Annotated in this window: 14 protein-coding genes and 2 pseudogenes; 1 reads left to right on the forward strand and 15 read right to left on the reverse strand. The window is 74.3% G+C overall.

Features of this window, described 5'->3' with window-relative positions:
* Position 1: 1 nt before the first annotated feature.
* From ACQY0Z_RS12155 to ACQY0Z_RS12225, 15 genes and pseudogenes are all read right to left on the reverse strand, one after another.
* A complete protein-coding gene (locus ACQY0Z_RS12155) occupies positions 2 to 3232 on the reverse strand; it encodes an FtsX-like permease family protein (protein WP_439812245.1) in 3231 nt (1076 codons plus the stop codon).
* 191 nt (positions 3233 to 3423) lie between these two features.
* On the reverse strand, positions 3424 to 3837 hold the full coding sequence (locus ACQY0Z_RS12160; protein WP_019527608.1) for a globin: 414 nt from the start codon (positions 3835 to 3837) through the stop codon (positions 3424 to 3426).
* 109 nt (positions 3838 to 3946) lie between these two features.
* On the reverse strand, positions 3947 to 5230 hold the full coding sequence (locus ACQY0Z_RS12165; RefSeq protein ID WP_439812246.1) for an FHA domain-containing protein: 1284 nt from the start codon (positions 5228 to 5230) through the stop codon (positions 3947 to 3949).
* An 83-nt stretch (positions 5231 to 5313) separates the two neighbouring features.
* Positions 5314 to 6660: a vWA domain-containing protein gene (locus ACQY0Z_RS12170; protein ID WP_189898131.1), complete on the reverse strand. Its 1347-nt coding sequence runs from the start codon at positions 6658 to 6660 to the stop codon at positions 5314 to 5316.
* A 180-nt stretch (positions 6661 to 6840) separates the two neighbouring features.
* Complete coding sequence (locus ACQY0Z_RS12175; RefSeq protein ID WP_439813358.1) at positions 6841 to 8373, reverse strand: PP2C family protein-serine/threonine phosphatase; 1533 nt, start codon at positions 8371 to 8373, stop codon at positions 6841 to 6843.
* A gap of 198 nt (positions 8374 to 8571) precedes the next feature.
* Positions 8572 to 11208 carry a tetratricopeptide repeat protein gene (locus ACQY0Z_RS12180; protein WP_439812247.1) on the reverse strand — a complete coding sequence of 879 codons (2637 nt, stop codon included), beginning with the start codon at positions 11206 to 11208 and terminating at the stop codon, positions 8572 to 8574.
* On the reverse strand, positions 11205 to 12551 hold the full coding sequence (locus ACQY0Z_RS12185) for a hypothetical protein (RefSeq protein ID WP_189905504.1): 1347 nt from the start codon (positions 12549 to 12551) through the stop codon (positions 11205 to 11207). The genes ACQY0Z_RS12180 and ACQY0Z_RS12185 overlap by 4 nt, the downstream gene beginning before the upstream one ends.
* Before the next feature lie 71 nt (positions 12552 to 12622).
* Entirely contained in the window at positions 12623 to 13684 is a 1062-nt protein-coding gene (locus ACQY0Z_RS12190) for a glutamate ABC transporter substrate-binding protein (protein WP_439812248.1), read from the reverse strand.
* A gap of 47 nt (positions 13685 to 13731) precedes the next feature.
* The gene (locus tag ACQY0Z_RS12195; protein WP_347226262.1) at positions 13732 to 15180 is read right to left on the reverse strand and encodes a hypothetical protein; all 1449 of its coding nucleotides are present in this window, start codon (positions 15178 to 15180) and stop codon (positions 13732 to 13734) included.
* Positions 15181 to 15583: 403 nt separating this feature from the next.
* Positions 15584 to 16552, reverse strand: a complete 969-nt coding sequence (locus ACQY0Z_RS12200) for an N-acetylglucosamine kinase (RefSeq protein ID WP_439812249.1) — start codon at positions 16550 to 16552, stop codon at positions 15584 to 15586.
* On the reverse strand, positions 16543 to 17799 hold the full coding sequence (locus ACQY0Z_RS12205) for a 6-phospho-beta-glucosidase (protein WP_254585548.1): 1257 nt from the start codon (positions 17797 to 17799) through the stop codon (positions 16543 to 16545). The genes ACQY0Z_RS12200 and ACQY0Z_RS12205 overlap by 10 nt, the downstream gene beginning before the upstream one ends.
* A pseudogene (locus tag ACQY0Z_RS12210) lies at positions 17796 to 17957 on the reverse strand (carbohydrate ABC transporter permease); the annotation flags it as partial. The gene ACQY0Z_RS12205 and the pseudogene ACQY0Z_RS12210, both read right to left, overlap by 4 nt.
* Before the next feature lie 19 nt (positions 17958 to 17976).
* Positions 17977 to 18234: pseudogene (locus tag ACQY0Z_RS12215) on the reverse strand (ABC transporter substrate-binding protein); the annotation flags it as partial.
* A 76-nt stretch (positions 18235 to 18310) separates the two neighbouring features.
* The gene (locus ACQY0Z_RS12220) at positions 18311 to 19525 is read right to left on the reverse strand and encodes an ROK family transcriptional regulator (protein ID WP_189905497.1); all 1215 of its coding nucleotides are present in this window, start codon (positions 19523 to 19525) and stop codon (positions 18311 to 18313) included.
* Between the two features lie 220 nt (positions 19526 to 19745).
* A complete protein-coding gene (locus tag ACQY0Z_RS12225; RefSeq protein ID WP_254585522.1) occupies positions 19746 to 20831 on the reverse strand; it encodes a mechanosensitive ion channel family protein in 1086 nt (361 codons plus the stop codon).
* Between the two features lie 314 nt (positions 20832 to 21145).
* Here ACQY0Z_RS12225 and ACQY0Z_RS12230 point away from each other — a divergent pair, with 314 nt between their 5' ends.
* Entirely contained in the window at positions 21146 to 21682 is a 537-nt protein-coding gene (locus tag ACQY0Z_RS12230; RefSeq protein ID WP_006133642.1) for an HNH endonuclease, read from the forward strand.
* The last annotated feature ends 307 nt before the right edge of the window (positions 21683 to 21989 follow it).

Consider the following 21989-nt stretch of genomic DNA (forward strand, 5'->3'; position numbering starts at 1 on the left):
CTCACTCACCTCCCCGGTCGCGCAGCGAGGACACCGCGTCGACCCTGCGCAGGGCCAGGACGGCCGTGATCACGAACGGGACCGCCGCCACGGCGGCGAGCAGTGCCGCCACGCGCAGCGGCGGCAGCACCACCAGCACCCCGGGCAGCGGGCGGGTGGCCTCGGCGGTCAGCATCACCAGCGGGATCACCGCCCGGGCCAGCACCACGCCCACCGCCAGCGCCGTCCCCACCAGCACCGTGTGCTCGACGAGCACCACCCGGGCCAGCCGCCGCCGGGAGGCGCCGAGGGCGCGGAGCACCCCGAACTCGGCGGACCGCTCCCGCAGCGAACCGGCCGCGCTCACCGCGAAGCCGACCGCCGTCAGCGCGGCCGCCGCGAAGGCCGCCGCCGCGAAGGCGTTGCCGGGGCCCGCGCCGAACGGGTCGTCGCGCAGCCGCTCCGCGATCTCGTCGCGCACCACCACCCGCGACGGGTCGACGTCGGGCCGCTGCCGCAGCGCCGCCGCGACCCGCGCGGAGTCGCCCGACCCGGTGGCCAGCCACCACTCGTTCGGCAGGACGGCCTCGCCCTTGGCTGCCTGGAGCGTGCGGTTGACGGAGGCCAGGTCGAGCAGCAGGGCGCCGCCGTCGTCGTCCGCCCCGTCCGACGGGGTGGTCGGCAGCGCCCGCACCGCGCGGGCGATCCGCACCGGTACGCTGCCGCCGCCGAGCTGCACGCTCAGCCGCTGCCCGATCCGGGCGCCGGTGGACTCCAGGTACCGGTCCGTCGCCACGCCCTCGACCACGGGCACCCGCCGCTGCGGGACGCGCAGGTCGAGCGTGAGCGTCGTGGGCAGCCAGGCCATGTCGGGCGGGAAGGGCGCGGCGGTGAAGTCGACGGTGGCGGGGGCGCCCGCGGCCATCCGCGGCGGTACGGCGTCGTCGTCGGCGGTCTCCGGGCCGTCGCCTTCGAGCGACGGCTGCCAGCGGGCCGACAGCGGCAGGGCGCGGTCCCGGCCCGCGGTGTCCGTGGCGGTCAGCGCGGTGAGGGCGAACCGGCTCGCCCGGGGCGGCCACACCGGCTGCGGCAGGTCCAGGTGGAACCCGGTCAGGGTCAGCGGGCCCGCCGGGCCTCCGGCGACGGCCGCGAGGTCGATGACCAGGTCGTGCGGCCGCCCGTCCTGGGGCAGCTCGCCGAACGCCAGCGGGTACGGGGTGCCGTGTGCGTCCTCCACGGTGGCGGTCACGTCGCCGGAGGCGGTGGCGTCCGGGCCGCGCAGGGACGCGGTCAGCGCCAGCCGCGTGGCGCCGGCCGGTATGCGGACCCCCGCCGCGGCGCCCTTCGGGGCGAGCCCGGACAGCGCCGTGCGCACCGGCACGTCCGCCAGATCGGGGCGCATCAGCAGGGTGCCCGCGGTCCCCTCGGTGTCCAGCGCCAGCAAGGTCGCCTGCCGACCGCCGGACAGCGACACGGTCGTACGGAAGGCGGGGGAGGCCGCACGGACGCCGGGGACGGCCGCGTAGGCGACGCCGCGTCCCGGGCCCTCGGTGCCGTTGGACAGGACGCGCACCTGCGTGCCCGCCCGGAAGTCCGCCTGGTCGTCCTGCGAGCGTTCCCACGAGGAGCCCTGCCCGACGGCCAGCATGCCCAGCGCCACCGCGAGCACCAGCAGCAGCACCGGACCCGCCCCGCGCATCGGACGCCGGCTGAGCTGCCACCCGGCCAGCGCCCCCGACAGGCCCCGGGTGCGGGCCGCCCGCCGTTCGGCGAGCCGCGCCGGCAGGGGCAGCAGCCGCAGCGTCAGCACCGTGCCGGCCAGCAGCGCCAGCGCCGGTGCGGCCACCAGCAGCGGATCGACGCCCAGGCCCTCGCCGACGGCGCCGGACGAGCGGCGGCTCAGCTGCCAGTACGCCACCCCGGCCACCACCAGCAGCCCCAGGTCCCCGCCCGCCCGCACCGGACCGGGCAGCGGCCTGGCGCGGCCGGGGGCGTACGGGGTGGCGAGCGCGGGGAGTGTGACGGCCAGCGCGCAGCCCAGCGCCACGCCCGCCGACACCAGCCACACCGTTCCCCGCGAGGCGACCTCGGTGACGGACGCGTCCAGACGCAGATCGATCCGGGCCAGCGCGCCGCGCCCGGCGAGCAGCCGGGTGAGCGGGCCCGCGAGCAGCGGCGCGCACAGCGCCGCGGGGACGGCCAGCAGCAGCGCCTCCAGGGCGGCGAGCCGGGCCACCTGGGCGCGGGAGCCGCCGCGGGCCCGCAGCAGCCGGGTCTCCGCCGCGCGGTCGGCGGTCAGCAGCCGGGCCACCAGCAGCAGGGCGCACGCGGCGAGCAGGGCGAGCTGGAGGACCACGACGAGGAGCGTGGAGCGGGAGACGAACAGGGCGCGCTCGACGCGGTCCAGGGTGGCGGACAGGTCGCCGGCGGCGGTCGCCGAGCCGTGCAGGGCGGGCGCGGAGGGCAGCGCGGCCACGCCTTCCTTCATGGCGGTGCGCAGCGCGTCGACCCGGCCGGTGGTCATCCCGGAGAAGTCGGCGGACGCCAGCCAGCCCACGGGCCCCGGGCTCACCCGGCCCCCGGTCAGCACGGCGGGGTCGGCGAGCAGCGGGCCGTAGGTGGTGAAGTGCTTCGTGACGATGCCGCGGCCGGCGAGCTCGTCGAGCTGCCAGTAGGGCGCGGAGGTGTCGGCCGGGCGGTAGAGGCCGGTGACGCGTACCCGCGCCGCGGGGCCCTCCAGCCGGTTGTCCAGGGTGACCCGGTCGCCCGGACGCAGGCCCAGCTCACGGGCGGCGGACACGGGGAGGGCGACCTCGATCTCCGGTCCTGCGGGGCGCGCGGCGGGCATCCGGCCCTCGGTGATGCGCACCTGGGTGCGGTCGAGCGCCGCGAAGTGCGTGAGGTCCGGCTCCTCGCCCGACGCCCGGCCGCCAGGGCGCAGAGTGGGCGGCAGGCCGTACGGGCCGGACCGGGCCAGGGTGCGCAGCGTCACCGGCAGGCCGTCGTAGGCCCGCTCGGCCGCCCGGCGCACGGCGGCGTCGGCGGCGGCCCGGCCGCCCTCGGGCAGTGACTCGGTCTTGACGAGCAGCGTGGTGCCGGCGGCGTCGCGGGGGTTCGCCAGCGCGTGCCGCAGGGCCGCGTCGCCGATCGTCGTGGAGTAGGCGGTGAGGGTGGCCAGGACGGCCGTGGTCAGCAGGACGGTGAGCAGCGCGGCGGCCGGCAGCGGACGGTGCGCCCGCGCGCGGGCGAGCACGAATCTCGCCGGTCCCCCTGCGGTATCCACCCGCGACCCCCCGCGTGTTGTCCAGACCTCTCGGGGATGCTGTCAGAGGGACAGGGCGGGAGACAGCGGTCCGAGTCCGCTTTTGACCTGATCGTGATCGCAATGCGGAGTCGCGTGCTCGGAATGTGACGACCACGTGACCCCCGTCGGCCGGGGTTCCGTCAGTCCGGCGAATTGATCATGGAGGCGGCCGCATACGTCAGGTACTTCCACAGGGTCTGCTCGTGCTCCTCGGAGAGCCCCAGCTCGTCCACGGCGTCCCGCATGTGCTTCAGCCACGCGTCGTGCGCCGCACGGTCGACCTTGAACGGGGCGTGCCGCATCCGCAGCCGCGGGTGACCCCGGTTCTGGCTGTAGGTGTTCGGACCGCCCCAGTACTGCATGAGGAACAGGGCGAAGCGCTCCTCGGCCGGGCCCAGGTCCTCCTCCGGGTACATGGGCCGCAGCAGCGGGTCCTCGGCCACACCCTGGTAGAAACGGTGGACGAGTCGGCGGAAGGTCTCCTCCCCGCCGACCTGCTCGTAGAAGGTCTGCTCCTGAAGCGTGCCGCGCCGAATCTCTGTCACGCCGTCCATGGTCTCAGACACCACGGCATAGGACTCAAGGCCTAGGACCCGCCCCCCTTGGGACGGTCACGGCCGGGCCGCGGCGCGAACGCCGCGGCCGGACCGGCGGCGCCGGGGCTCAGCCCCGGCGGATGGTGATCGTCGTCCAGGCGCCCACGTGCACCCGGTCGCCGTCCTGCAGCGGGACCGGGACGAACGGCTGGATGGGCTCCTCGGAGCCGTTGACCGTCGTGCCGTTCGTCGAGTTCTGGTCGACGACCGCCCAGCTGCCGTCCGGCTGCTGCACCAGCACCGCGTGCTGGTGCGAGACACCCGGGTCCTCCGGCGGGGTCGACAGATCGATGTCGGGGGTGTCGCCGGTGGAGTGCCGGCGGCGGCCGATGGTGATCTGGTTGCCGGTGAGCGTGCGCTGCTGCTCCGGCGAGTACGCGGGCAGGTTCAGGCCCGCGGCCTCGGGGCCGGAGCGCTGCATCATCGCCATGAAGTACTCGCGGTCGGGGCCGATGGTCGCCGTCCAGGTGACCGGGCCCTGCTGCTGCCGCGGCTGCTGCGGGAAACCGCCGGGGCCGGGAGGCGCCTGGGCGCCGCCCTGCTGCGGGTAGCCGTAACCGCCGTGGCCGCCGGGGCCGTTCGGACCGCCGGGACCACCGGGACCGCCCTGGCCACCGGGACCGCCGGTCGGCGGGGAGATCACCCAGTCGTCGTCACCGCCGCCGAACGACGGGCCGCCGCCCTGCGGGGGACGGCCGGTCTCCTGCGGGAAGCCGGGAGGGGCCGGGGGACCGGAGTGGAACGCCTGCGGGGCGCCGGGGCCGTTCGGACCGCCGGGACCGCCCGGGCTGCCGCGGCCGGGGACGGGCGGGGGCGGAGGCGGGACCGGGCGCGAGGGGTCGCCGCCGAAGCCGGGCGGGCCCGGCGGGATCGGCTCGGCCGGCCGGTTCACCTGCGAGGGACGCGAGCTCTGGTAGTCGAACCCGTCACCGCCGCCGTACGACGGAGGGGGCGGCTGCTGCCCGTAGGGGCCGCCGGGGCCGCCGGGACCACCGGGGCCGCCGCCGGGACCGCCCGGGCCGGGGGCCGGCGGGCGCGGGGCGGCCGGGGTGTACGAGGTCGCCGTGTTGGTGAGGAAGTTCCACCGGCACTCCTCGCAGAACGGCGCACCGCCCTCACGCGGCGTGCGGCACTGCGGGCACAGCTCCGGCTGCGCGCCGGGGCCGCCGTAACCGCCGCCGGGACCGCCCGGAGCACCGCCGGGGCCGCCGGACGGAGGGAAGCCGTAGCCGCCGCCACCGGGCGCCGGGGGCGGGGGAGGAGGTGGAGGCACGGCACCAGCCATGCGGTGACCGCACACCTCGCACCAGTCGTCGGAACCCGACTGGTGTCCGTTCGGGCAGGTCGGCATGTCGGCGCTTCCCCCTCTCCTTTTCCGGTCGTTTCCGACCGGGTTTCTCCAACCCCGAGGGGTCAGGCTCGATTACTTGCAGATCATTTCTTTACACGAACAGTCTTGGTCGACCGTGTCTCGAGTGTCATCTCGTCGGCCTCCTCGACCTTCGCCTTCAGTCGCACAGTACCGGTCGCGGCGTCGACGACGTCCACCACCTTCGCAAGCAGTTTCGCAGTATCGGCGTTGCCGGAGGCGCTCGCGAGCTGGACGGCACGGCCCAGTTTGGCCGTTGCTCCGTCCATGTCTCCCACTTTGCGGAGATCGAGCCCTTCTTGGATGACTTCGGCCAGTTCGGCCTGGCCCGTGTAGTGGGCGACCTGAGGGTTGATCGACGTCGACGCGGCCAGGTCGTCCGTCCATACGGCCCGCACCAGCCCCTGCGCGCCCAGGTTCTGCACGCTGCCGTCGGGGTGCGGGATGACCAGCGAGACGCGCGCCGCGAGCATCTCCTGGCCCACGGCGGCGGGCGGCACCTCCACGCAGAGGTGGTAGTCACGGGACTCGTCGCCCCAGGAACCGAGCGGGTAGTCGCCCGCGCGGGGGCCCGCCTCGGTACGCCGGCCGGTCAGTTCCTCGACCGTCGGCGCGACCTGCTTGACGAACGTGACGGTGGCGCCGGCCGGGGTCCACAGACGCAGCGAGACGTCCGCGACCTCCTTGCCCATCGCCGTCTCCATCATCCGCGTGAAGTCCGCGGCGAGTCCGGCCGGGTCGGCGACGATGTCGGCGGTGCCGAGCAGTGCCGAGGCGATGCCTGTGACTTCTTTCACTTCCCAGTCGGTGCCCACGCCGCGGGCGTCACAGGTGAACCGGCCGGCGCAGGCGTCCAGCGCCGCCTTCAGGTCCTCCGGCGACTCGTGCTCGTTGCGGCCGTCGGTGAGCAGGATGCCGTGCCGGATCGCCACGTCCGCCGACGCCAGCAGCCGGTCGGCGCGGCGCAGCCACGTCCCGATCGCCGTGCCGCCGCCCGCGCTCAGCTTCCGCAGCGCCTGCTTGGCCTGCTCGCGGGTGTCCGGCCCGGCCACCGCGAGCCGGCCGTCGCCCGGGTACACCTCCCGCGCCAGGTGGGTGCCGGCGACCACCGCGAAGTGCACGCCGTCGCGGAGGGTGTCGATCGCGGCGGCCGTCGCGTCCCGCGCGTTGCGCATCTTCGTCGGCGGGTGGTCCATCGAGCCCGAGCAGTCGACCATGAGGACCACCGCCGCCGACGGGCCCTCGCCGGGCGAGTACAGGTGAGGCGCCGTCACCGCGCTGCCGATGGTGCCGCCGCCGGTCGCCGTGACCGTCACCACCGCGTTGACCTCGCGGCCGCCCTCCGGCAGGTACTCGTTCTGGTACACGTCCACCGAGAACTGCGGCACGTTCGATTTCGAGAAATTGGCCATGCCTGGTTCGCTCCCCCTCCGGTGCCCCGACGGCGCGGGGCGACGACGTCCTCACGGACCGGTCCCCTCCGGTCCGTTGAAGCTTCCCCGTGCGAGGCCGGGCGTACGCGGCACGCGGGTGCGGCACACGCGTGCGTGCGTGTGCCGCGGTCCTGGGCGCGGCGCGCGGTGTTCGCGGCCTCAGGCCGATCCTGCCCCCTGCGGGACGGCCGGGAACGGCACCAGCGCCACTGTTACGTTGTCGTGGCCGCCGCCGTCGAGGGCGTGACCGACCAGTACGCGGGCGGCGTGCAGGGGGCGCGCGGCGGCGTCGGCGGGCACCGCCTCGGCCATCTCGTCCGCGGACTCGGCGTAGTTCCACAGGCCGTCCGTGCAGACCACGACCACACCGGGGCGGTCCGGCTTGAACGCCGCGGTGTGCGGCTCCAGTTCGTACGCGTCCGCGCCGAGCCAGCCGGTGATGGCGTGCGCGCGGGGGTCGGCGTACGCCTCCGCCTCGTCCATCAGGCCCGCGGCGACCATCTGCGCGGCCCACGAGTCGTCCTCGGTCAGCCGCGCCACCGGGGCGGATCGGTCCACCGGGATCCAGTACGCCCGGCTGTCGCCGACCCAGCCCACGACCAGCAGGCCCGCGGTCACCACCGCGCCGACGATCGTGCACGCGGGCGCGTTCTGCTGCGGGGCGTGCTCGCGGGGCTCCGCGGGCTGCTCGCCCGCCAGCGCGTCGACCGCCTCGGAGGCGGCGAGGATCGCCTCGTGCATCGCCTGCTGGGGGTGCGTGCCGCGGGGCAGGGCGTCGAGGAGGGACGCGTTCGCCGCTCGGGAGGCGGCGAGTGACGCCTCGTCGGGGCGCGTTGCCGAGGACACGCCGTCGCAGACGACCGCCACGGACACGGGGGAGCCGTCGGGCAGCGTGGTCGTGCCGACGGCGAAGGCGTCCTCGTTGCGGTGGTGCCGCAGCCCGCGGTCGCTGACCGCGGCGAGGGGGCCGCATTCCTGTTCCATGTGGTCCCGTTCGCGCGGCTGTGCGTGGCCGCAGTTCTCGCAGTAACCGTCGTCGTCCACCCGCCCGGCCCGGCACGCCACACACACGGCGCCGTGCGGCTCGGCGGCGACACGGGGGTCGGGCGCCTGCAGGGTGTAGTCGTCGCCGGCGACACCCTCGTCCGTCGCCCGCCGGTCGAGCCGGACTCCTCCGGAGGGGGCGGGTTGTCCGTGAACGGGGGTTCCCGGAACGGCCGCCGCGGCGGCGGGGGGCTGCGCGTGCGCGGCCGGCTCGGCCGCCGCCGGGCGCGCGGGCACGCCGGGCGCGGCCGCGTCTCCCGCGGGGCTTCCGCCCGTCGCGTGACCGGCGGACGTGGGGTGGCCGACAGGATGCGCCGTCGAGGCGCCGGGCGTCGCGGCCGGCGGGGCCGCTGCGTGCGGGCCGGGAGTGGTGGGGCTCGCGCCGGCCGGTGTGCTGTTGCTCGCGGGCGCGGCGTGCGCACCGTGAGCCGCCTGGTGCGCGGCTCCGTCTCCCGCGGGGCTTCCGCCCGTCGCGTGACCGGTGGGCGCCGGGTATCCGGCAGGGGCCGCCGCCGGGTCCGCTGCGTGCGGGCCGGGGGTGGTGGGGCTCGCGCCGGCCGGTGCGGTGTTGCTCGCCGGAGCCGGAGGGGCGGCCGGTGCCTGGGCCGGGGGTGCCGGAGGGACCGCCCCCGGGGGCGGTGGGGGCACCGGCGACTGGGCGGGCCAAGGCGCCGGCTGGGGTGGGACCGTGGCGGTCATCGCGATCGTCGGGTCGTCCGCCGGTCGCGCCGGGACCGCCGACAAGTCGTATCCGCACGCACCGCAGAAACGATCACCCGACTCGAGGGGTTCCTCGCAGCTCGGGCATTTCGACAGCGCGGCCTGCTGGGGCATCTGCGACATCAACTACACCCACGTCCGGGGGCGGTAACGATTGGCACGTTCCACCAGGTCGATCCTCTCCTTGCCGCCGCGCGCCAGCCGGGCCAGCGTGCGGTACGAGCGCTCCAGGCCGAAGCGCAGCCCACGCTCGTCCAGGCCGCTGCCGAGCAGCGTCCGCCCCCCGGCGGCGGGAGGAGCGGAACCCTGGCCCCCGGAGAGTACCCAGTCCAGTCCGCAACCGAGGACCTCCGCCGCCAACAGCTCGCGGCGCGCCGGATCCAGACCGTACGACTCCAGGGCCTCGACCTGTCCCGCGGCGGCGGTCAGGTCGTCCAGGAACGGCGCGTCCGCCGCGATCGCCGTGCGCCCCCGCAGCCGCGCCCGGACCGCCGCCACCCGGGCGGCGGTGTAGTGGATGGAGGACTCCGGCACCGACTCCAGCGTCCGCACGGCGCCGTGCCGGTCGCCGGCCGCCAGCTGCACCCGGGCCAGCCCGAACGCGGCGCTGACGTAGCTCGGGTCGGTGGACCACACCAGGCGGTAGTACTCGGCCGCGTTGTCCAGCTGCCCCAGCACCTCCGCGCACAGCCCCAGCGCCAGCTTCGGCGCGATCTCGCCCGGGAAGGCGTCGTAGATCGCGTCGAAGGCGAGCGCCGCGCCCTCGTGGTCGCCGGTGACGAGCGCGGCCACGCCCCGGTACCAGACCACCCGCCAGTCGTCCGCGTCCTCGGCCTCCAGCGCGGCCAGCGCCTCCAGCGCGGTCGCCCACTCGCCCGTCTCCAGCCGGGCCCGCACCGCGCGCAGCCGCGTCTCGGTCGACGGGTCGGGCGCGGCGGCCAGCGCGTGGATCAGCTCGCCGGGCGCGGACGCCAGCAGACCGGCGAGGAAACCGGCGTTGGGATCGGTGGGCTGGACGTGCGGCACGGGCAGCGCGAGAGCGGCCGCGGGGCAGTCCACGGGCCGCACCAGGGACGCGGGGGACGGAGGCAGCGCGGGCGCCGGGACGGCCGGCGCGCCCTTGCGGGTCCGGGTGCGCCGGGCGCCCAGCCGGGACACGTCCCCGTCCAGCGCCGGGAACAACTCCGCGTCCGTCACCCGCAGTTCCGGACCGAACAGCGTCGACAGCGCCGGACGCGCCTGCCCCGACTGGAGCGAGACGACCTCCCGCAGCACGCCCGTGAGCTGCTCCGCCATCTCCTGCGCGGAGGCGAACCGCCGCGCCGGGTCCGGGTCGGTGGCCCGGACGAGCAGCCGGTAGAAGGACTCGTACTGCCGGAACACCTCGATGGTGTCGGGGTCCGGCAGGGAGTCCGCGTAGACGTTGGTGTACCCCTGGAAGTCGAAGGTGAGGACCGCGAGGGTGCGGGCGACCGTGTACAGGTCGGAGGCGACGGACGGGCCGGCCTCGGCGACCTCCGGCGCCTGGTAGCCGACCGTGCCGTAGATGGCCGACTCCTCGTCGTCCATCCGCCGCACCGCGCCCATGTCGATCAGCTTCAGCTGGTCCTCGGTCTGGATCGCGTTGTCGACCTTGAAGTCGCAGTACAGCAGGTTGCGGCTGTGCAGATGCCCGAGCGCCTCCAGCGCCTCGATGCCGTACGCGCACGCCTGCTCCATCGGCAGCGGGTCACGCCGGCCCTCCGGGGTGCGGCGGGCGTTGGCGATCTCCTTCAGCGACTTGCCGCCCACGTACTCCATGACGATGTAGCCGTCGAGGGAGCCGGTGCGCTGGTCGAGGTGCTCGACGAAGTTGTAGATCCGCACGATGTTGGCGTGCTCGATCTCCGCGAGGAACCGCCGCTCGGAGATCGCCGCCGCCATCGCGTCCTGGTCGCCCGTGTCGAGCAGGCCCTTCAGCACCACCCAGCGGTCGGCCACCGCCCGGTCCACGGCCAGGTAGATCCAGCCGAGCCCGCCGTGCGCCAGACAGCCGACCACCTCGTACTGGCCGTGCACCACGTCACCGGGGCCCAGTTTCGGCACGAACGAGTACGGGTGGCCGCACTTGGTGCAGAAGCCCTCCGTGCGGCCCGGCCGGGCGTGGCGGGCCCGGCCCACCGGCGCCCCGCAGTCCGACCGCGAGCAGAACCGCTTGCGTTCCGGCACCTCCGGGTCGTCCAGCACCATCCGCCGCGGATCGGGCCGCGGGATCGGCGGCACCTGCACCAGCCCCGCACCCAGCCGGCCCCGCCCCGAACTTCCCGCACCCGAACCGGAGCTGCGCACCGACACCGAACGGCCCGCCGACGTCCGGCCGGACAGCGAGCGGGAGAGCCGTCCGGAGACGGAGCGGCGCGACTTCGACGACTGGGAGGACGTGCGGGAGCTGCGGGAGCTACGACCGCTGCGGCCGCTCCGGTCGCTGCCCGCGCCCCCGCTGCCCGCTCCGCCCCCGCTGCCCGCGCCTCCGCCTCCCGAGCGCGCCCCGTGCGAGTCGTGGCCGCCCGCCGTGATGCCCGTCGGGGGTGACGCCACCAGGCCCGTCGGCGACACCACGGGCGCCATGCCGCACGTGTCGCAGTACAGCTCGCCCCCGCCGACGTCGTCGTACGTGCCCTCGCAGCCGGGGCGCTGGCAGGCGGACCGCTCCTGCGCGGGTGCCGCGGGGGCCGCCGGGGTCGAGGGTGCCGCGGGCGGTCCCTGTGTTCCCTGTTCGCTCATGTGCCCGGCCCCCTCCGCTCGTCCGGTCCTGCCCCCTGCCCCGGTACGCCGGGCGCCGCGCCCAGCAGCTCCGCCACCGCCTGCTGGTAGCGCAGCACGGCCTGCTCCGCCGCGCGCAGGTCGCACGGCGCGCTCCACAGCATGCGGCGCGCCTTCTCGTACCGCTCCACCAGCAGCGGGTCCTCGGCCAGACCGTGCCGGGACACCTTCGCCTTGTACGCGTCCAGCCGCCCGCGCAGTTCCGCGCGCACCGCGAGCGGCGCGGTGACGGCGGTCAACGACTCACGGGCGCGCAGCAGTTCGTCCTCCGCCTTCTGCTCCAGCGATTCAAGGAGCGGGGACAGCCGGTGCCACTGCGCGTGGCGCCGGTACTCCGCCGCCGTGGACAGCTGCTCCTGGAGCGCCGTCGGCGGGCCGCTGACCACCGGCACCTCCGTCGCCGCGATCTTCGCCAGCACCTCGCCGCGCGCCGTGCGCGCCTCCGCGAGGGTGCGATCGGCGCGGGAGAGGACGTCACGGAGGCGGACGATGCGCTTCTCGGCGTCCTGGCGGACCGTCAGTACCGCGTCGATCTCGCGGCGGACGTCCTCCAGGGCGCGGGCCTCACGGTCGTAGACGGTCGTGTCGGGTTTACCGCCGCCGGGCGCCGAGCTGCCCTCCGCCGGGTTCCAGAACGCGAGGGGATCGGACACCACCTGTTCACGCAGCTTCTTGAGCGTGCGGGTGATCCGTTCCAGGTCGTCGCCGGCCGGGTGCTCGCCGGGGCGCACGCCGACGGAGTGCGCCAGTCTGCTCGTGCGCTGGAGCTCGGCGGACAGTAGGTCGATCCGGGCGGGGAGGGCGGACCAGACGGCGTCCGCGGCGACCACCATGTCCAGCGAGGTCGCGTACAGCTCGTTCATGCGGTCGACGAGCGTGGAGAGCGAGTAGCGCTCGCTGAGGACGCCAGGGCCGGCCCGACCGCCGTGCGGTGCCGGCACGTTGGCGGTGGCCGCGGCGCTCCCGGCGACCGTCACCGGCTCGCCGCGCAGCAACTCCGTCAGCTCCACCAGGTCCTCGCGGCTGGACCAACGGCGCCTGGCGCGGATCTCCCGCGCCTTGCGCAGCACGTCCGTGTACGCGTCGAAGTACGTCCACAGCAGCGTGATCGCCGCCTCCGTGGACGTCCACCGCTCGGCGGTGACGCCCGTCAGCCGGGCGCCCTCCAGCAGTCGTCGGCCCGCGTGGTCCTGCAGGGCGAGGAGCGAGGTCTCGATCGCCTCGTGCTCCTGGCCGAGCCGCGCCAGCGCACGGTCCACCTCGTCCCGGTCCATCACCGGCCCGGCGGGATCCGTGTCGGCCATCGATCACCTCTCGCTGCGGGGGAATTCGGTTTGGTGCGGTGCGGTGCGGTTGTGGGTGACACAGAACGCGGTCAGCTGCGGCGCAGATACTCCGGGGCGGCCGGGGGCCTCGAAGCCGACGGGTCGTCGTCCATCGTGGCGGACAGCCACTTCGTGTACGACGCCTGCCAGCCGGTCGCGGTGTCCTGCCGGAAGTCCACCAGGATCTGGTTGACCCGGCGCACCAGGTCGTCCGCGTCCTTCTTCATCGCCACGCCGTAGTACTCGGTCGTGAACGCCTCACCCTTGAGCTCCACCGTCGGATCCTGCGCGGCCTGACTCGCCGCGAGGGCGCCGTCGTTGACGACCGCGTCCACCTCGCCGAGCTGGAGCCGCACCAGGCAGTCGAGCTGGTTCGGCACGGTCGTGGAGATGTCCGTCGACGCCGGCAGGTCGCCGCTCCCGCGGTCCTCCTCCAGCTTCGCGTACGCCGTCGAGCCCTTCGCCGTGCAGACCTTGCGGTTGGCGAGCGTCTCGTCGTAGCCGGTGATGGGGCTGGACTTCGGCGCCAGCACCTGCTGGCCCGTCTTGAAGTACGGCGCGGAGAACGCCACGTCCTTGAGGCGTGAGCAGTTGATCGTCATCGTGCGGACCACGAGGTCCACGCGGCCGTCCTGGATCGCCGGGATGCGCTGGTCCGTCGGGATCGCCTTGAACTGGACCGCGTCCGGGTCGCCGAGGATGTCCTCCGCGATGCGGTGCACCAGGTCGATGTCGAAGCCCTCCAGGCGGCCGCTCTCGCCGCTGTTCGGGTCGCGGTAGCCCCAGCGGTAGCTGTTCTGGTCCACGCCGACGATCAGCTTGCGCTTCTCGCCCGGGCGGTTCTTGATCGCCGTGATCGTCGGGCCGTCGGCGCGGGACGGGGACAGGGTCTGCTTCTCGGGGGCCTCGCAGTCGTCCGCCGCGCGGGGGGCGTCCGCCGTGTGGGCCTGGGTCGTGCGGTCGCCCGCGCGGTGGGGGTCGGCCGCCTGTGACGCGACCGAGCCCGTGCAGGTCACGGCGAGGGCGAACACGATGGCGAGGGCGCAGGCCGCCGCCATCGCGCCCACCCCGCCCCAGCCCTTCAGGCGGGCCCGCAGGTGTCGTGCGTGCAACGTGATCGCCCCCTTCGGCTTCGTCGTCCCTCGTCGGCTACGGGGATTCATCGGTACTCCGAGAGCCTGCGGCCGATGCCCAGCACCGCGCCCGTCGCGCCCAGCACGGCGAGGACCGCCGCGCCCGTCGGCAGGCCCGTCAGCGCGTCCCGGCCGTCGCCTGCCGCCGTCGCGAACTCCGCCTCCTCGTGCTTCAGCGCCGTCGCCAGGTTCTTGTCGACCGCGTCGAAGCACTCGCCCGTCGCGCCCTTCGCGCCGATCACCATGTCCAGTGCCTGCTGGTAGTTGCCGTTCTCGTCCTGCTCGCGGGCGGCCGCGTGACGCTTCTTCCACTCCGTCATGTTGCCCACGGCCGCGGTGACCGGCTTCTCGCCGGTGTCGTCGTCCGCGAGGCGCTGGGCGTGGGCCAGGCCCTTGGCGAGGGTGTCGATGTCACGGGTGAAATCGTGGTCGTAGGCGTCGAGGGTCTTGTCGCCGGCCTTGACCGTTTCCGCGCCGCGGGCGACCAAGGTGAGGTTCTCGTTGCCTCGGGCCTTGAGGGAGGCGATGCGGGCGTCGTGGAGGACGGCGAGGGACCGGACGCCGTGGTCGTAGGAGTCGTCGAGGTGGCTGCGGGCCAGGGTGTGGCCGGCCGTCAGCCAGAGGAGCACGATGGTGGTGGCTGTTGTCGCCGTCACCAGGCCGTGGTTCAGGACGCGGTTCGTGCGGAGGTACGTGCGGCGCTGCATCCAGGCCAGGGCCGCGAGGGTGGCCAGGCCCAGGGCGATCGCGATCCAGGGGTACGGGGTCGCGTCCGCGTAGTCCGCGCGGAGGCGTTCGTTCTCCTTGGTGTACAGGTCCTGGGCGGCCGGCAGCATCTCCTGCTGCATCTTCTCGTTGGCGTAACGCAGGTAGGCGCCGCCTACGGGGTAGCCCTGGCGGTTGTACGTGCGGGCGCGCTCGACCAGGCCCTTGTACTCGGGGAGGAGGCGGTTGAGCTCGGTGATCGTCTCTGTGGAGGGGGAGTCGGGCGCTGCGTTCGCAGCCGCGTTCACCAGTTTGGCCGCGGCCGTCGCGATGTCGCGCTCGTAGCGGTCCCGGGTGGCCGCCGACTCCTGGCCGCCTGCCAGGAAGCCGCTGCTCGCGGCGGTGTTCGCGTCCGCGAGGGAGCGGTAGATGTCGGCGGCGTCCGAGGTGAGGGGCTGGCTGCTCGTGAGGACCGCGTCTGCTGCTGCCGCTCGGTCGGTCATCTGCCAGGCCGTGACCGCGCCGAAGGCGACGACGAGTGCGGCCAGGACCGCGCCGATGATCCGGAGGCGGCCTGGTTCCGTGGTGGCGGCGTGGCGGAGTTGGTCGACGCCCTCGGCGAAGGCTGTACGGCGGGGGATGGGGGGTGCGGGGGGCGCGGGGGGTGAGGCCGGTGCGGGGGTGGTGCTGCCGAGGGCCGTGGGGGACGGCTGCTGGGGTGGGATCGCGGGCAGCGTCGGTGGTGCGCCCGTGTTCGGTGTGTGTGTCATCTGACCTCCCCCGTGGTCATCCTCCGCGGCAAGTATCGCCGTCGGGCGCGACATCCGCACCGGCCTTGGCACGATCTTGATCCCATTGCAGGGTGATGGCCGGAAGTTCCGGCCGCCGCACCCCACCCTGCCCAGGAACACGCCCGGGAAATCCGTTCGGTTCCGGGACGTTGTGCCCGTGCGTGGGGGCTGGGGTCGCATGCCTGCGGCGCATCGTTCTGTCCGGTGGGGGTTGCTGTAGCGCCCACGGTGGGGTGGGGGTCGGGGCCGCGGTGGGGGTGCCCGTCCTCGGTCTGGCGCGATGGTGCTGATCGGGCAGTGCGGGGCGCGGACGCGCCAGCCGCTGCGGGCGGGCACCCCCCACCCCCACCCCGTCCCCTTCCCGCCGTACGCGGCATCCCCGTTACGTGAAGTGCGCGCGCAGGCGGTCGTGTGCCTCCGGTGGGGCTTCTACGTCGTCCAGGCCGAGGAGGGCCGCCCCCAGGACCGGGCGCGCCGTCACCACGTGCGGTACGGCCTTGGGGGCTGCGGCGGAGAGGCGGGTGCGGATGCCTTCCGTGAGGAGGGGGTGGTTCGCTGCCAGGACGCTCCCTCCCAGGAGGACCGGGGTCTCTTCGGTGAGGAGGTCCAGGCGGGTGAGGGCGACCGTGGCCATCGTGGCTATCTCGGCGGCCTGGTGGTCGATGACGCTGCGGGCCGTGGGGTCGCCCTGCGATGCGGTGGCGAAGAGGACCGGTGTCGCCTCGTGGCGGCGGCGGTGCGGGATGCGGTTGAGGTGCAGGGCCTCGATCAGGGCGGGCATGTCGGGGACGCCGTAGTGGGCGGGGAGGGTGGTGGCCAGGGCGGTCGGCTCGCCTCGGCCGTCCGCCGCGCGGGCCGCGTGGTACAGGGCCTCCTCGGCCAGGGCCCAGCCGCCGCCCCAGTCGCCCGAGAAGCGGCCCAGGGCCGGGAAGCGTGCGGTACGGCCGTCGGGGCGCATGCCCACACAGTTGATGCCCGCGCCGCAGACGACCGCCACCCCGCGGGGTTCCGAGACGCCCGCGCGGAGGATGGCGAACGTGTCGTTGCGGACCGTCACGGACTCCGACCAGGCGCGGGACGCGATGGCCTCCGTGAGTTCCTCCTCCTCGACCGGGAGGTCCGCGTTCGCCAGGCAGGCCGAGACGTGGGTGACCTTCGGGGCGCCTGCTGTGCGCAGGGCCTCGGTGACGGGGCCGGCCAGGGCTGCCATTGCCTTGTCCATGCCGTCCGCGGGCGGGCGGAAGCCTCCTCCTCCGGCCGTCGACAGCACCCTGCCGTCCGGGGAGATCACCGCCACGTCCGTCTTGCTGTTGCCCGCGTCGACGGCGAGGACGGCTGCGGTCAGGCCCATGTGAGGTGCTCCCGGTTGTGCGCGATCAGGTCGTCGGTCAGGCGGTCCGCGTACGCGTACTGGCCGATCAGCGGGTGGGCCAGCAGGGCGCGGAAGACCCGGTCCCGGCCGCCGTGCAGGGCTGCTTCCAGGGCCAGGTCCTCGTACGCCGTCACGTTCGCCATCAGGCCCGTGAGGAGCGGATCGAGGTCGTTCACGGGCAGGGGGGTCGCGCCCTTGGCGGTGACCGCGGCGGGGACTTCGATCACCGCGTCGTCCGGGAGGAAGGGAAGCGTGCCGTTGTTGAGGGTGTTGACCACCTGGTGCTGCGAGCCCGCGTTGCGGAGGAGGGCCGCTGCCAGGTCCACGGCCGCTTCCGAGTAGTACGCGCCGCCCCGCTCGGCGAGGAGCGCCGGCTTCTCGTCGAGGGTCGGGTCCGCGTAGAGGGTGAGGAGTTCCTTCTCCATGCGGGCCACTTCGGCTGCCCGGGAGGGCTTGGTGCGCATCTCCCGCACTACTTCGTCGTGCGCGTAGAAGTAGCGGAGGTAGTAGGAGGGGATCACACCCAGCGTGGTGAGGACGGGGAGGGGGAGGCGGAGGTCCGCGGCGATCTTCTCGCCGTGGTCCGACAGGAGGCGGGGCAGGACGTTCTCGTTGTTCACGTGGACCGCCGTCTCCCACGTGAGGTGGTTGAGGCCTACGTGGTCCAGGTGGACCTCGGCGGGGTCCACGTTCAGGAGCGCCGCGAACTTGCGTTGGAGGCCGATCGCCACGTTGCACAGGCCCAGGGCCTTGTGGCCCTCCTTGAGCAGGGCGCGGGTCACGATGCCCACCGGGTTGGTGAAGTCGATGATCCACGCGTCCGGGTTGGTACGGCGGACCCGGTCGGCGATGTCCAGGACGACCGGGACCGTGCGCAGCGCCTTGGCCAGGCCGCCCGCGCCGGTGGTTTCCTGGCCCACGCAGCCGCATTCCAGGGGCCACGTCTCGTCCTGGAGGCGCGCCGCCTGGCCGCCCACGCGGAGTTGGAGGAGGACCGCGTCCGCGCCCTCGACCGCCGCGTCCAGGTCGGTGGTCGTGGTGATGCGGCCCGGGTGGCCCAAGCGGGCGAAGATGCGGCGGGAGAGGGGGCCGATCAGGTCCAGGCGGTCGGTGGCCGGGTCGGTGAGGACCAGCTCCGTGATGGGGAGGACGTCCCTCAGCCGTGCGAAGCCGTCGATGAGTTCGGGGGTGTAGGTCGAGCCTCCGCCGACCACGGTGAGTTTCATGCGCGTTGTCCCTTGACTCCGGTGAGGGTGACGCCCTCGACGAACGCCTTCTGGGCGAAGAAGAACACGAGGATGACGGGGGCCATGACCAGAACGGTCGCGGCCATGGTGAGGTTCCAGTCGGTGTGGTGGACGCTCTTGAAGGACTCCGGGCCGTAACCGTGGTGGTTCGGCACGGTTCGAACCGCCCGCGCGCAGCGCCTGGTTGAGCTTGTCGTCGGTGATGTTGCCGACGGCCTTCACCTCGATGTCGGGGTGCGCCTTCTCGAAGCGGTCGATCACTGCTGGACCGCCTTCACCTCGGAGGGCGCGCTCCAGCCGTGCCGGAAGGTGAGGGTCGTCCCCGCGTCCGGGGCGTCGGTCGCGCCGGAACCGGACTGGCCGGTGCGGCGGTGGTGAGCAGGGCGGCGAGGCGGCGGTGACCAGAGCGAACATCGCTTTTCTGGATATTCCGGGCACAGCGAAGCTCCCTGGAGGGCCGGGGTGGTGTGGTCGGGTGGGGAAGCCGGGGTCAGCGCGAGGTGTCGAAGACCGCGTCGCGGGTCGTCGCGAGCGCGCTCTCCAGTGCGCCGCGCAGCACGGGGTGTTCACGGACGCCCGCGAGGACGAGGCGCGGGCGGGAGGCGGCCAGTTCCGCCAGCTCGGACCGGACCAGGTCGCGCAGTGGCTCGCCCCCCGCGGTGAGGGCGGTGCCGCTCAGCACGACGAGCGCGGGGTCGAGGACGGAGACCAGGGAGGCCAGGCCGGTCGCCAGACGGGTGGCGTAGGTGTGCAGGAGCGTGCGGTGCGGCTCCTCGGCCGGGCGGGCCGCGGAGCGTTCCAGTAGTGCCGCCGCGACCTCGGCGTACGGGCCTTCGGGAATGTCCTCGACGCCCAGCTCGCGGGCGAGGCGGGGTATCGCCTGGGCGCCGGCCAGCTCCTGGAAGCCGCCGCTGTTGGCCTTGGTGACCTGGCGGACCAGCGGGGTGCCCGGCACGGGCAGGAAGCCGACCTCGCCGGCGCCGCCGGTGAAGCCGCGGTGCAGCCGGCCGCCCAGGACCAGGGCCGCGCCCAGGCCCTCCTGATTCCACAGCAGCACGAAGTCGCCGTGGTCGCGGGCCGCGCCCAGCCGCTGTTCGGCGAGGGCGACCAGGTTGACGTCGTTCTCGTACTCGCACGGCATCGGCAGGGCCGCCGCCAGCTCGTCCAGCAGCGTGGGGGAGTGCCAGCCGGGCAGGTGGGAGGCGTAGCGCAGGCGGCCGGTGTTCGGGTCGAACGCGCCGGGGGTGCCGATCACCGTGCGGTGGATGTCCGCGCGGGTCAGGCCCGCCGCCTTCACCGCGCCGTCCAGGGCCTCGGTGACCTGCTGGACGACCGGCACGGCGGGGCGGCGGCCGGGGGTGGGCAGTTCGTGGTGGCCGACGGTGCGGCCGGTGACATCGGCGACGGCCGCGCGGATCCGGTACGGGTTCACGTCCAGTGCTGCGGCGTACGCGGCGGCCGGGTTCACGGCGTAGAGCTGGGCGCCCGGGCCCGGGCGGCCCTCGGTGGTGCCGGTGGCGAGGACCAGTCCGGCCGCCTCCAGGCGGGCCAGGAGCTGGGACGCGGTCGGCTTGGACAGGCCGGTGAGCTTGCCTATCCGGGTGCGGGACAGCGGGCCGTGCTCCAGCAGGAGGTCCAGGGCGGCGCGGTCGTTCATGGCACGCAGGACGCGCGGGGTGCCCGGCGTTCCGGCTGTTCCTGCCATGGGGTGCGCCACCTGCCCTTCGTCGACTGCACAGCTTCTCAGCGGGCCGCGGGGGACGTCCATCCCGGGGCGGTCCCCTGAGGAAACTATTAGGAAAGTTTCCTGTCGGATGGGAGGAAGGTAGGCCCGGTGCGGAGGGGGCGTCAAGGGGTGCCCTCGGGCATGCGGAAGGGGCGGCGTCCGGGAGGTCCCGGGCGCCGCCCCTCGGCGGTCCCTGCGGCTACTTCGTGGTGCTCGGGCCCGGCAGCGGGGACGCGGCCATCGACTGCGGGGACACCGAGCTGGCGTACGCGGACGGCGCGGCCACACCGGCTGTCGGATCCGCGGCCGGGGCGTCCTCCGTGGCCGTGGCGCCGCCGACGATGCGGATGCCGTTCGCGTCGAAGGCGCGCTTGATGCGCCAGCGCAGCTCCCGCTCCACGGTGAGCGACTTGCCGGGCATCGTCTTCGCGGAGACCCGGACCACCATCGAGTCCAGCAGCACCGAGTCCAGGCCGAGCACCTCGACCGGGCTCCACAGGAGCTCGTTCCAGGGCTCCTCCTTGCTGGTCCGCTCGGCCACCTCGCTGAGCACGGCCTTGACCCGGTCCAGGTCCTCGTCGGCGCGGACCGTGACGTCCACGTTGGCGGTCGCCCAGCCCTGCGAGAGGTTCCCTATGCGCTTGACCTCGCCGTTGCGGACGTACCAGATCTCGCCGTCGGCGCCGCGCAGCTTCGTCACCCGCAGGCCGACCTCGATCACCTCACCGGTGGCCACGCCCGCGTCGACGGTGTCGCCGACGCCGTACTGGTCCTCCAGGATCATGAAGACGCCGGAGAGGAAGTCCGTGACCAGGTTGCGGGCACCGAAACCGATCGCCACACCGGCCACACCGGCCGACGCCAGCAGCGGCGCGAGGTTGATCTGGAAGGTGCCCAGCACCATCAGCGCGGCCGTGCCCATGATCAGGAACGACGCGACCGAGCGCAGCACCGAGCCGATCGCCATGGACCGCTGCCGGCGCCGCTCGGCGTTGACCAGCAGGCCGCCGAGACCGCCGCCCTCCAGGGCCTGGCCGGTGCGGGACATGCGGTCGACCAGCTTGGTGATGGCCCGTCGCACGAGCACGCGCAGCACCGCGGCGATCACCAGGATGAGCAGCACCCGCAGCCCGATGGCGAGCCACGTCGACCAGTTCTCCTCGACCCAGCCGGCGGCGCTCGTGGCGCTCTCCTGGGCGTCCTGGAGCGAGGGGACCCGTGGGGTCCCCGACTCCGCGGGGGTGGGTGAGGGGTCGGCGGCCGACAGGGCGGCGGACAAGGACACGGCGGGTACCTCCAGGTGCACGACCGTCCCCGGTGCGGGCGTCAAGACCGGCGGGATCACGAACAGGTCACCGGTGGGGACGGAACCACCACACTAACGGGGCATTGTGGGGGGATGGGCGGGGCGTGTGAAGAAGAGACCGCGCTCACCTGCGCTTGAACAGGCCATGTTCCTGGGGATGTATCGGGGTGTGGTCGAAAACACTCCCAGCCCGTTACCGGGACATGGTGGCGCGTTCACCAGGCATGAGGGGAAACTGACTACGGATCGTCCCGGCGCGAGCCACGCGCCGCCGGCGTACAAGGAGGCCGTCCGTGCCGCATGTCCTGGTCCTCAACGCGTCGTACGAGCCCCTCGGCGTCGTACCGCTCCGCCGCGCGCTCGTGCTCGTCCTCGAGAACAAGGCAGTCTGCCTCGAGGAGACCGGCGCCTATCTGCACAGCGCGACCGTCACCGTCCCCGCACCCAGCGTGGTCCGGCTCAAGCGTTTCGTGCGGGTTCCCTACCGGGGGCCCGTGCCACTCACCCGCAGGGCGCTGTTCGCCCGTGACGGGGGCCGGTGCATGTACTGCGGTGGCGTCGCCACCAGCGTCGACCATGTCATCCCGCGCAGCCGCGGGGGCAAGCACGTCTGGGACAACGTGGTGGCGTCCTGCCGCCGCTGCAACCACGTGAAGGCCGACCGTCACCTCTTCGAACTGGGCTGGCGCCTGCGCCACAAGCCCGCCCCGCCGACGGGCCTGGCCTGGCGCATCATCGGCACGGGCCACCGCGATCCGCGCTGGCTGCCGTACCTCCAGCCGTACGGGGCGGACGACGCGCTGGCGCGGATCGACGGGATCTCGGCCTGAGGGGAGGCCAGGCGGTAGGGGGTCACGCCGGGGCGCCGGATCCCCGCCCGGCGGTCGGCCGGCGGCGGCGCGGGCAGCCGGTCGCGCCGGGCTCCCCGTGCGGGCGGCCAGCAGCCGGCCGGTCAGCCGGGCCGCCGCGCCCACCAGCCACACGGCACCCGCCCCGGTCAGGGCGAGGGCCCACACGATCAGCGCGGGCGCCGTGGAGAAGCCGCCGCGCCCCGAGTCCAGGCTCACGTACGACAGGAACAGCACGACCAGGAACAGCACGACCAGGAACAGCACGACCAGGAACAGCGCGACCAGC

The organism is Streptomyces sp. P9-2 (genome assembly GCF_051903975.1).
GTDB lineage: Bacteria > Actinomycetota > Actinomycetes > Streptomycetales > Streptomycetaceae > Streptomyces > Streptomyces cellulosae.